Here is a 12367-nt window from a genome sequence, read left to right as displayed (position 1 = left end):
ATCACTCCAGCTTTTCTGAAATTTGTGTGTTACTGGTCATCTGATGTAACGAGACCTTTTCTTATCATTACGTTGGCATATAAGGCGCCTTCACTGGTAGCCACTACCGCGTAAGCATTTCTGCATCGCTCATAAAAAGCGGAACGTTCCAACGCCACGATTGGAACAGGTTGATTCGCGGCACGCTGAACAATTTGCTTGTAATCTTCCCAAATGCCAGGCACAACAGGGTCGCCGGGATCTACTTGCATGACGGTGACTGAATCAGCAGATATATCGAGAGGAAAAAGCTTAAGCACAGCCTCAAGAAACGCGGATATTCCGTGCCCGTCTGCCCTTAATAGTCGCTTGGCGCAACTGGCCGCAGGAAAATTGCCGTCGCCTAGAACAAGTTCATCCCCATGTCCCATCTCCATGAGAATTTTAAGCATCTCGGGTGATATAAGACTCGGTATCCCTTTTAACAAGATTCTCAACCTCTCTTCTTACAGCTGCAAGGATCTAATTTAATAATGTGTAATCGATTACGTAATCGTTTACACATATTCTAATTCCGCAAACATTCGTCTGTCAACCACATTTTTCTTATTCATCCCACGCATTTTTCGAGAACAAAAATAGTCTCCCCCGCCTAAAAAATTTCCCGTTACATCTCCACTTTCGTTGCATATATAATGAAATATTCGCAGGTCATACCATTGCAAAGAAAACTGCAGAATCCTCCGTTGTTTTTATGAACCCAAACACAACTAACCACCTTTAAGGACATGAATAGTCCGAACAGGTGGTCTGAATTGTGCCTTTATAGTTTGTAACCTATTTATTTGCTATATCCTGTCCATGCCTTGCTCAGCCAAACGATCCGTCCTATCGGCCACATCGTTAAATGACTTCACGTTCATCATTCCCTGGCAGCTCAGGAAACTTCACATGAGGCTCAGCCTGATACCAGAACACAGTTGAGGCAATATCGCTTTGCTGCGGCAAATATCTTCTTCCGGAACGCCAACCCAAATCTTGGATCGTCACCTTTAGCTCCTGTTCGAAACGGATCGGATCCATCACATGCCAGCGATACATGCCAAAGCGCTGCTGGCTGCGGTACAGACCGTCAGGCTTAATGACCTGGTGCATCCCCAGAAATGGTGTCGAATATGTGCCATACTGCCCTTGCGGCTGTTCCCAATTCCAAGCCCCGCCAAAATAATCCTCGGTTCCGGTACCGCATATCGTCGGGAATTCATCGTCACCGTCCATGTAGAATTTAATTTCTCCTTCTCCCCACCAGCCTGTATTGTTGACCTGCCAAGCCAAGTAAGTGCCTACGTAATGTCCTTTACCATTCACGCCGTCGATAAGCGTATGAACACCCTTATAAGGGACAGGGTTGCTTCTTCTCCATTGCGCATGCAAATAAGCCATGTCTTCCGGTACCTCAGTCAACGTGTAGTCGACTTGGTAATACAGAACGATCTTATCCGGTTCAAGGTTTTCAACTGTAATCTTGGCAGATTTGCGGAAAGGCATTAACCAGTAGCTGTTCATTCCCCCTGCCGGGTTGACAGCTATCGGAATCGAATTGACATTACATCGTTCCTGCCAGCCATTGCAAAAAAAGTCGCCGAGCGGGACTTCGATGGAAGGCTCCGTCTCCTCATCCCAGTACATACGGATAATGAGGTTGCGCCAATGGCTGGGGAAGCAGGTTAACCATATATGTTGAATGGCTCCCGGCCCTTCGATTTCCGCCATTGTAAAAATCGCTCCGGCCTCAATCTCTACCGATGGAGATAACTTCCAGCCGATGCCCAAATCCCTTGCGCAATCGGCGCCCGTTCCCTCTACCGCCATGCCCCCTTTTCCATTGTCACCTTGGAAATTCTCCGCGCTGATGGATCGAGTCTTGGCATTCGATAGTCGCGCCAAACTTCCCATTCCCATATCCAAACCATTAAACATAACCATGCCGTCTCTCTCCTATCCGTTTTTAATTAAGGGTTACCTCTTGCTCTCCACCTGTTAATCCATATATAATGTAAACGTTTACGGTAATAATAGTATCAAATTTGTCCGTCCTATGCTTTGCCCGTAATTGTTAAAACATGTCCATTCTTGCTTTAATGGAGGCGAAGATTTTCATGGAAACAGATAAAAAAAATCTCCTCATGCATCTCTCTCCGAACGTACGCAGAGCGTGGAACCATCGTGTACCTGAGATGAAGATGAAACCAAGAATTATTTTCGATTATGAGCTCTTGTATTTAGAACGAGGCATACTTAGTGTCCGGATTGAAGAAACGGTCTACACCCTTGAGCCGGGCGACATTGTTCTTTTTAAACCTGGGAAGGAACATGAATTCCTAGGGTCAGCCGGTGAAAGCTGGATGCCGCACATTCATTTCGATGTGCTGTACTACGACAATTTTGAGGATGTTCCCATTAATTTCAAAAGGAAGACCGAATGTCAGGAAATCGAGACTACCTGGATTCGTCCGGACGTGCTTAGCCATATTTTAAACATTCCCGATGTCATACGGATTAAGAATCACAGTGAGATTCATGTAAGCCTGATTCAATTGATTCATGCCTACGAAAGAAGTGATACGGACTTCCCGATCCTTCAAAAATCCCTAACGCTTAAAATCCTTTATCTGATCTTGAAAGGCCTGGAGCCGGCCGCGAGCTCCCCGTTTGTCCTTCATCAAACCGCTTTGGAAAACACCGTCACGCACATTATAGAAAACTATGGTCAGCCTATCAGTCTTGATGATTTATCAAAAATAGCCTGTCTGAGCGTTTACCATTTCTCAAGACTGTTCAAGCAAAAATTTGGACTCTCCCCCCATCAATTTCAAATGAAATACCGATTTGAAAAAGCGAAGGAACTCATGATCAACAGCCAGCTTTCCTTGACATCCATCGCCGAGAAGATCGGCTATAGCAGCGTTTTCGCCTTCAGTAAGGCATTCAAACAATCAGAAGGCGTGTCACCGAGGCAATTTATGCAGACGTTTCCAGGTATCTAGCTGCGAATCCAAACCCTTGTCATTTAGCTGTAATCATTGTGCTTAAAACAAAGAACCATGTGTTCCTTGTCGAGATGGACCTTTTGGGGACTCCTCGAGCGGCAAATATCCTTGGCATAGGTACAGCGATTTGCAAATTTACAGCCGTCAAGCCCGTACTCCTTGTCTTCCATATCAGGAAGCACCCTATCTTCGTTCCATTTCTTTCCCACTCTAGGTATTGAATCTAACAATAATTCCGTATACGGATGTGATGGCTTATTTAATATAAGTTTCGCATCGCCGAATTCAATTAATTGCCCGCGATACATCGTCGCAATATAGTCGCTAACATAGTAGGCCGTTGAAAGGTCGTGCGTAATGTAAATAAAATTAACTTTGTACTCGTCTTTGAGCTTTTTAAACAAATTCACAATATTCATACGCATGGAAGCATCAATCATCGCTACAGGTTCATCGGCGACAATCAAACTCGGTTTAGGAATCAATGCCCGCGCGATAGAAATCCTTTGCAGCTCTCCACCTGAAAATTGATTCGGATACTTCCCCCTAATATGGTCAAGTTCAAGCCCGACTGAATGCAAGACTTCACTCACAACCGTTTGGGCTTCTTGTTTATTCTTGGCGATATCCAGGTTCAATGCCGTTTCAAATAAATAGGTGTCCACCGTTTTTCTCATACTGAATGAGGTGAAGGGGTTCTGGAAAATGGGTTGTACTTTCTTTAGAAACTCTTTTCGGTTTTTTCGTTTGTCGTAATGAGTCAAAGGGATTCCATCTAACTTAATCTCGCCCGATGACGGTTCTTGCAGGCGCAGAATCATTCTGGCCAATGTCGTTTTCCCGCATCCGGATTCGCCTACGATACTCAAAATTTGCGGTTTGTCTCCTGGCAGTATCAGATCGATCTTGTCTACAGCTACGATTTTCTTGCCCAGCAGCATGCCGCCGATTTTAAATTGCCGCGAAAGATTATTGATTTCTAAGCGATTATGCGCCATGCTTATCCACCTCCGCGGCAATATCCACATCACTCAGCAAGTGGCAGCTGGCAAAATGATCTGCCCCAATCTCATATCGGGCCGGTTCCCTGGTACGGCATAAGTCCATAGCAACAGGGCATCTTGCCGCAAACCTGCATCCTGCGAGGGGCTGTTTCAAACTAGGAGGCGTGCCAGGAATTCCTTCCTTCTGACTGTTGTCACCTACTTTAGGCAGTGCGCTAATTAACATTTTGGTATAGGGATGCTGGGGATTAGTAAAGATCTGTTCCGTCGGCCCAACTTCGATCATTTGCCCCGCATACATAATGCCCATTCGATTCGTGATTTGATAATGGACACCCATATCATGGGAAACGATAACCATTGAATTCCCCATTTTCTTTTGGACGCGGGACAGCATGGTCAAAATTCCTCTTTGGACGATAACGTCCAGTGCAGTTGTCGGTTCGTCAGCCAGTACAATTTCCGGATGGAGAAATGTAGCCAATGCAATCAACACACGCTGCCGCATCCCTCCGCTTAATTGATGGGGATAAGCGTTCAACACTTCAGGCGAAAGCTCCAATTCTTTCAAATAGGCCGCGATTTCGGCTTCCAGCTCTTTTTTGTTCTTTTTATCATGGTATTTGCTGATTGCATCGAAAAACTGGCTTTTGATTCTGGCCACAGGATTCATTACGTGCATCGCACCCTGCGGTACATAAGAAATGATCTTCCACCAACTTTTGTGGATGTCACCGTTTTGATAAACCAGCGGATTGCCATTTTTATCTGTCGAATGGATCTCTACGGAGCCTTCTGAAATTTCCAGGGGATAGCTGATCAAATCGTACATGACTTTCAATAATGTCGATTTGCCGCAGCCCGACTCACCTGCAATGCCAAAAATTTCATTTTTTCGAACTTCAAAATTGACATGGTCCACGGCTTTCACGTATTCAGTCAGCATGTTGTATTGTGCGCTTACGTTATTTAATCGCAGCATGTTATTTCCCCCTCCTTAACGCAGAATATTGTTGATATCCTGTCATAGTCAGGAATAGAGCAATGAAAATCAAAACAATGGCGATTACGGGTGAACCGATCCACCACCATCGTCCGGCTAACATAGCCTGATGCTGGTTTGCCCAGTAGATCATCGTTCCCAGTGTCGCTTTCTCGTTGCTGGACATTCCGATTACGGCCAAACCGGATTCGGAGCCTATGGCAACCAGGATCGTATTAACGAAGTTCGCAACGGACCAACCCGCCACATAAGGAAATATTTCTTTCACAATAATTTTCATTGTGCTTTCACCTGAAAACACAGCGGTATTGATAAATTCTCTCTCACTCAACGATAATGCCATGGAACGAAGCTGTCTTGCCGGCCACGGCCAGTTAAAAATAATTAATACGAGTGCGATGTAAAATAACGAGGCTCTTCCTTTCATCAAGCTCCCTAATAGAATCAATATCGGCAGGGAGGGGATCACGATAAAAGAATCCGTAAGCAACGTAATCGCTCTGTCGAGAAAGCCACCTTTAAATCCAGCCAAGAGACCGAGCAGCGCGCCAATCACCGTTGCGAAAAAGGCAACCACAATCCCTATAATAAAGGAGTTTTGTACAGACTTAGCCAATAACCAAAATGTATCTTGACCAAGATTGGTCGTACCGAAAAAATGTGCCGAACTCGGTTTTAAGTTTTTCGGATATGTCCCCCACTCGGTGGGGTTGCCCGGGTGGAAAAGAGGAAGGATAAATCCTAAAATCAGAAAGATCCCCAAAATGAACACCCCGGTTTTCAAACGAAAGTTCCAATTTTTCATGCGTATTCCTCCACTACTTATAACGCACCCGGGGATCCAGGAACGGATACAAGAAATCTATAATAAATGTCGCGCCTGCCACAGCAATAATCGAAATGGTAATCGTTCCCATAATTAAATTATAATCTGATTGCAAAATGGCTCCAAAGATTAAAGTTCCTATCCCCGGATAGCCGAATAAGTATTCCGTTATCAATGCGCCGTTAAAAATACTCCCGAGCTGCAGAGCAAGCATGGTAACTTGAGGCAATGCGGCATTGGGCAGCACATATTTGGTCATGATTTTTCTTTCTTTCAGCCCTTTCAAGCGGGCGAAGTGCACGTAATCTTCTTCTGCAATGCCAGAAGACAATGTTTTCATACTAATGACCCACCAGCCGGTTCCGACTAAAATAATAGAAAGCGCCGGAAGCGCCGAGTTCACAAGCAGACTCTTGATATGCTCCCAGGAAAAGCCTTTCCCCATAAAATTCGCCGAAAGCGGGAATATGGGAATGATGTAAGCAAAAAGCATGATTAAAATTAACGCAAATATATAATAGGGAATTGGATACAAGGCGATAGAAATGGCTTCCAGTACTTTGGAATACGCTTTCTCCTTGCGGAATCCTGACAAGAGACCGATGGCATTTCCGATAAGCCAGGAAATCAATGTGGATATAAGCAGCAATCCCATTGTCCACGGCAATGCACGACCAATGAGCTCGTTTACCGGTGTCGGGTAATTGGCCAGAGACGGTCCGAAATCATGGGTAAAAACAACTCTTTTGATAAAACCGAAATATTGCTGCACGATCGTACCTTGCAAACCGAACGATTCGTTTAATGTTTTACGCATGGACTCAACTGCTCCCGGCTCCATAAAAGCCGATTTGGAAGTCATTCGACCGATCATTGCTTCCACGGGATCAGAAGGTAAAAATCTCGGCACAAAAAACACCGTTGTGATGCCGATAAATACGACGAGTACAAACGTTATTGCTCTGGAAAGCAAAAACTTATAAAATCCCACAGGAGTCACTTCCCCTCTTTTAACATCTAGATCCAATGGTAAGGCTAAAATCGCATACCGAGCCAAACGGGCCCGGTATGCGACCTATGTTGGTAAATAAGGCTTTACTTACCCGTAGGCTTGAAGTGAGGCGTGTAGTATTTAAACTGTGACCACCACCACCACGGGCCTTCAAATGCATTTTTAGATGTTTGGAAACCAGTCCAATAATACGTATCGACAGGAACGAATTTCGAGGTGCCGAACATAGGGATGAACGGCATACCCTTAACGAATTCCTTATTGATTTCAGTAATATGGCTAATAACCTTAGGGTCGCTGCTTTGCATGCCGGCTAACTCGTCGATCAATGAGCTTACTTTGTCGTTGGCCCAGCGATTGCGGTTACCTGGCGCTTGTTTTCCGTTATCAACAATGTATTGTTTATGCCATCCTTGGAAGTTAGCGGTGCTGTCAGGCAGCAAACCGCAAGCCGGCCAATAGGAACCAACCTCAAATGCGCCTGTAGATTCACTATCCCAGAATGTAGCGCCATCCATTTGTTGAACATTTGCGTCAATGCCGTTCTTTTTCCAGCTGTCTGCTACCGCAAATGCAAGTCGCATAGATTGCACTTCGAAGTTGGCAGGTGCGTTGATCGTCACTTTCCATGGTGTGCCGTCAGGTTTCAACCATTTGTCGCCTTGCTTCTTGAATCCTGCTTTTTCAAGCAGTTTACCGGCTTGGGCAGGATCGTATTTATACCAACCTACCCCAAAGGTGTTCACAGCTTCTTTCGTATCTGTCGGCAAACCTTTAATGCCTTGCTGCTTCAACATTTCCACCATGTCTGTCGCATAGCTTTCGTCAAATGGCTTGTAACCGTCGCTTAGTTGGAAGTCTTTAAGCCAACCTACCATAGGCTTGTGGTATTTCTCTTGCAGCACAGAGATCGGCGGAAGTTGAATCGGTGAAACTCTCAGCATCCCGCCGAAAGTAGCCAAGGATACGTTCTTGATATCCGTCATCAAAGCCATCGCCCAGCGTACGTCCTCATTGTTGTACGGGGCTTTCGAAGCGTTAAAAGACATACCTCGTTCACAAGGGTCATTCATATCTGCGTAAGGGAAGTTTTCATACCAGGCAAGAGCCGTTTTGTTCTTTTGACGAAGTACATCCCAACTCTCAGGCGTAATATCCTGCAGAATGTCCATCTCATGTTGAATGGATGCGATGATCCGTTTTTCTTCCGGCCCGAAGAACTTGAACAGGATGTATTGCGCGCCGGGCTCACCAACGATTTTACCGATATCGCTCTTTTGCCAGTCTTTGCGTTTCTCATAGAGGAACCAGTTCCCCTGTGGATCACGTGATTTCAACGTATACGGTCCGAGACCGACAGGATCCTTGAACTTAAATTTCGTCGGATCTTCTTTTTCCCAAATATGTTTAGGCATGACTCGGAAGGCAGTTCCCCAGATGACTACACCTAATTTTTGGGCTAATCTAGTTTCAGGGTTAACCGTTTCTACCTCGATCGTATATTTATCTAGCGCTTTCATACTTTTCACGAGGCTCGCGTAATAACCGCTATATCCGAGTTCTTTCGTTTTAATGATCATATCTGACGTGTACACGACGTCATCTGCCGTGAATTCCACACCATCGGACCAAGCTAATCCCTCTTGCAGCTTGAATTTGAATTTCGTATTGGTGTTGTCCAGAGGCTCCGGAAATGTCGCCGCCAAGTCAGGAATTTGTTCCCCTTTTTCTGTATTAATTTCCCATAAGCTTGAGAAAATCAATTGATGGAACCCGGCATCCATCGGCACCGCACCTGGCACATAAGGATTCACCAGATCCGGGTCAGCGGTTTTACCGCTCAAAATGTCAACAATCAGTGTTTGATTTCTTGGCGTACCGACATCGGTCATTTTCCCGCCGCCCACAGTGCTTGCAGCAGTTGCAGCTGCGCTTGCCATTGGTTTACCTGAGTCCGTGCTTGCAGGCTCTTTCGTATTAGACGCTTCTTCACTACATGCACTCATCAGCAGCATTAACGTTAAAACCAAGCTGATAAAACCTTGTTTTTTTCTCACTTCGACTCCTCCTTTGTACGATTTATTAGATTGTATCAGCTGTGCAAAATTAAAAATTTTAATAATCTTTGATTTCTTTTAAAAGCATTAGCACTTTTATGAAACCGTTTTCTGAAAATCCTTGGGGCTCATATTTTCAACGTTTTTAAACACGGTGCTAAAATAAGCAGCATCTTGAAAACCTACCATTTCTGCCACTTGATACACTTTTAAATCCCTTTGTCTTAAAAATTGCTTCGCCATACGCACCCTGACTTGATTCAAATATTCACTGAAAGTGATATTCATATATTTCTTGAATTGGGTGCTAAAATACCATGGATTCAGAAATACGGTGTCCGAAACCGTCTTCAAGCATAGATCTTCCATATAATGAGTTTCAATATATTTCTTCACAACATGAATGTATTGAGGCGTAGGCCCTTCGACATGCAAATTCGTAACGATGTCCATGATCATATTTTTCAACCAATCTAATAACGTTCGGCAGGTGGGCAACAGCCTGATTTTTTCAATATAATCCGCAAATTCACCGCTAATAGGTTGAAGTCCATGATCCATCAATTGATGTTCCATATACAGTACTTCTTTCACTGCCTCATTCTTTAGCAATTTCGGATCCCAGAAAGAATCCCTGTGATACAGTTGATTCCACTTCGTTTCTAGATAGTGACTCAATTTTTCAAAATCTCCATTCAACAAATATTTTCCCAGTATTTCGCTTGAAAAGTAATGGCTAAAATGCAGCGTTTTTTGCTTGTCCACATATTTCTGGTACATCTCCACATCCAAAACTAGGGTCATTTCATTGAATTGTAAAAAGTCAATCATTTCCACACAAAAATCAAACGTATGACTCAAGCGCGCCGGGCCATGGTGGCAGTCGGCAACGACCCAGTTCGTGGAATAACCTCTCTGGAACAAGCTTTGCCGATAACCGTAAAATCGCTGCCTTGCTGCGGTTACATCTAAGGAATGTTGAAAAAGGATTACGTAATGAGGATCAACCGCGATACATTCAACAAATTCCTTGGGCATATTCCCTTTCTTCAATTCTTGTTTGAGATGCTCCATAAATCCCGAATCTGTGCATCCTTGAACGGAAACAACGGCCATTTTTAGGTTATCGTAATCGGCATACTTTTCGAACCATTCTTGCTCTTCCGAAATAACCGCTTTATTATCACGCTGTACGATACCTTCTTCAAGCTTACGTAAAATATCCAAAATACTCTGATAGTGACACGGCTTTAATAAATAATCATACGCCCCGTTCTTCATTGTCTGTCTGACGAATTCAAAATCGTCGTATCCGCTCAAAACAACCACTTCGGTTTGCGGGTATAACGTCCGAATCTGTTTTGTAAGTTCAATTCCATCCATATCAGGCATTTTCACATCCGTAATCACGACATCGACGCAAACATCTTGGAGAATGGTCAGTGCCTCCGCAGCGCTTTGAACCATGCTTATTACTTCGTAATTCGGGCAATATTTGTTCAAAATATGTGAAATTCCATGTAAAACAGTCTTCTCATCATCAACGAGCATCATTTTGAGCATATAAAGGTACCCCCTCTTTATATTTAATGATAGCGCTCACATCACTGCCGCCAGATTTATCTCTTTTCTTATGCCCAGTCTCACTTTAATTGTTGTTCCTTTTCCGACTACACTGTCAATAGAAACCCCATACTCCTCTCCATACATATACTTCGCTCTTTGATGAACGAGTTGGATCCCCAACCCCGCTTCCTCGCTTACAGACTCGCAAGTTGACAAGAGCATCTGAATTTTCCCCTCTGACATGCCAATCCCATTGTCGGCCACCTCAAAATACAAACCATCCGCATCCATATAACCCCGAATTTGAATAATTCCATCATGCTTCATATCCTGGAAGGCATATTTAATGGCATTTTCAACCAATGGTTGAATGACCAGCTTAGGAATTTTATAGTCCACTATCTCATGTTGAATCTCAAATTCATATTGCAATTTATCTTCATATCTCATTCTTTGGATCATCAAATAATTCGCTAACTGTTCCATGTCTTCCGTCACTGTCACAAACTCATTTTGATGCGATATCGAGTACCTGAGAATATTGGAGAGGGCAACAATACTTCCTCCAATCTCCTCTTCTTCTTTCATAATGGCCTTCCAATAAATCATATCTAACGAATTGTACAAAAAATGAGGATTTAACTTGGAGAGTAAGCTCAGTAATTCTGCTTTCCTATGATGTGTCTGCTGCTGATAGATCGTTTCAATGAGATGATTAATCCGTTCTACCATGTAATTGAAATGAGAGAAGATCGTTCTAAATTCATCATTGCTCTTATGATCCAGAACAACGTGTAAGTTGCCTTGCTGAACACTTTCCATCCCTCTCATGATCTTTCTTAAAGGCCGCAAAACGACCTGTGCCGTAGCGATCGCGAATGCCATAATAGCCGCTAGAATACAGATGACCATGAAAATAAAAATCCGATTGAATTGGTCGATTTGATGTAGAATTTCGGCTTGAGGCACAGCTCCAATGATCTTCCACCCCTTTTCCTCGAGCTCAACTTCCACTTGGGTACTGAGCATATTGTCCAGAACGGACACCGGTTTTCCAATGAACTCCCGATTTTTCGCGTAAATGATCGTATTATCTTTGGCAAGGTAGGCCTTCCCTTCCTTTCCCAGATGCACTTCATCTAAAATCTGACTAAAAAGGAGTTCATTCAGACTAATTTTGAGTATGCCCAAACGATCTTTTTCATGAATCAGACAAAGGGCGGAGAAAGAATACGGTTCCGACTGTAAATCCGTCCATACCATTTCATCTGGATTGTTTTTGAAACCCTCATTTAACAACTTTTTAATCGTTTCATCCGCTTCAAAAACAGCAGTCGAGTAGTATAAATTAATCGGCTGTGTGCTGACTGGAAAGATGTAGATATTGTCTATCCATTCCATATTGGTTGTTCTTAATATTTCATTACTGATTTTGTATTTGGCGATATTGTAATTAATCGTATGATTTTTAAGATCCGATAAATAATTTTTCACAACTTGATTATTTCTCATCCCCACTGCCAAATTATTAAACTGCTTCGTTTGAAGCTCTACCCGTTTTCCAACCTGATTAACGGTTTCTTGAAAATAGGTGTCCGACTTTTTCAAAATAATGGCGCCCATCCAATGCTGAAATATCCCGATCTGCAACAGTAAGATAAGACTAGAAAAAAGTATAAAAAATAGGATGATCTTCGACTTGAGCGAAGTATGCATGCCGTTCTCCTTTGCAATGAGGTTCATACTCAAATTGTAATCCCATTTATCAAATAAAGATTTAGCCGAACTGAACAAAACTTATCCCAAATTGCTCAATTGAATGATGACGTAAAAAAACAGGCCACCCGTAAGAGGCGGCCTGTAAGAAATT

The 12367-nt window shown here is 43.4% G+C and carries 10 protein-coding genes; 1 reads left to right on the top strand and 9 read right to left on the bottom strand.

The genetic code is table 11. The annotated features are described in order from the left end of the window. Positions 1-29 precede the first annotated feature (29 nt). Positions 30-467 carry an RbsD/FucU family protein gene (locus QFZ78_RS34455; RefSeq protein ID WP_307554046.1) on the bottom strand — a complete coding sequence of 146 codons (438 nt, stop codon included), beginning with the start codon at positions 465-467 and terminating at the stop codon, positions 30-32. Positions 468-882: 415 nt separating this feature from the next. Then, positions 883-1965, bottom strand: a complete 1083-nt coding sequence (locus QFZ78_RS34450) for a glycoside hydrolase family 172 protein (RefSeq protein WP_307554044.1) — start codon at positions 1963-1965, stop codon at positions 883-885. A 173-nt stretch (positions 1966-2138) separates the two neighbouring features. On the opposite strand from QFZ78_RS34450, the gene QFZ78_RS34445 reads away from it, so the two are divergent. Then, positions 2139-3026, top strand: coding sequence for a helix-turn-helix domain-containing protein (locus QFZ78_RS34445; RefSeq protein WP_307554042.1), 888 nt, complete (start codon positions 2139-2141; stop codon positions 3024-3026). A 23-nt stretch (positions 3027-3049) separates the two neighbouring features. Here QFZ78_RS34445 and QFZ78_RS34440 read toward each other — a convergent pair whose 3' ends face one another. The 7 genes from QFZ78_RS34440 to QFZ78_RS34410 form a co-directional block, all read right to left on the bottom strand. Then, positions 3050-4027: an ABC transporter ATP-binding protein gene (locus tag QFZ78_RS34440; RefSeq protein WP_307554040.1), complete on the bottom strand. Its 978-nt coding sequence runs from the start codon at positions 4025-4027 to the stop codon at positions 3050-3052. Continuing rightward, positions 4017-5015 (bottom strand): ABC transporter ATP-binding protein, encoded by a 999-nt coding sequence (locus tag QFZ78_RS34435; RefSeq protein WP_307554038.1) that lies wholly within the window; start codon positions 5013-5015, stop codon positions 4017-4019. The genes QFZ78_RS34440 and QFZ78_RS34435 overlap by 11 nt, the downstream gene beginning before the upstream one ends. Before the next feature lies 1 nt (position 5016). Continuing rightward, positions 5017-5841, bottom strand: coding sequence for an ABC transporter permease (locus QFZ78_RS34430; protein WP_307554036.1), 825 nt, complete (start codon positions 5839-5841; stop codon positions 5017-5019). A 13-nt stretch (positions 5842-5854) separates the two neighbouring features. Continuing rightward, positions 5855-6853: an ABC transporter permease gene (locus QFZ78_RS34425; RefSeq protein WP_307554033.1), complete on the bottom strand. Its 999-nt coding sequence runs from the start codon at positions 6851-6853 to the stop codon at positions 5855-5857. A gap of 104 nt (positions 6854-6957) precedes the next feature. Next, a complete protein-coding gene (locus tag QFZ78_RS34420; RefSeq protein ID WP_307554031.1) occupies positions 6958-8931 on the bottom strand; it encodes an ABC transporter substrate-binding protein in 1974 nt (657 codons plus the stop codon). Between the two features lie 96 nt (positions 8932-9027). Continuing rightward, the gene (locus QFZ78_RS34415) at positions 9028-10494 is read right to left on the bottom strand and encodes a response regulator (RefSeq protein WP_307554029.1); all 1467 of its coding nucleotides are present in this window, start codon (positions 10492-10494) and stop codon (positions 9028-9030) included. A 36-nt stretch (positions 10495-10530) separates the two neighbouring features. Next, positions 10531-12213, bottom strand: a complete 1683-nt coding sequence (locus QFZ78_RS34410) for a sensor histidine kinase (protein ID WP_307554027.1) — start codon at positions 12211-12213, stop codon at positions 10531-10533. Between the last annotated feature and the right edge of the window lie 154 nt (positions 12214-12367).

Origin of the sequence: Paenibacillus sp. V4I5 (genome assembly GCF_030817255.1) — a bacterium.
GTDB lineage: Bacteria > Bacillota > Bacilli > Paenibacillales > NBRC-103111 > Paenibacillus_E.
This window is presented reverse-complemented; position numbering and strand designations above follow the sequence as displayed.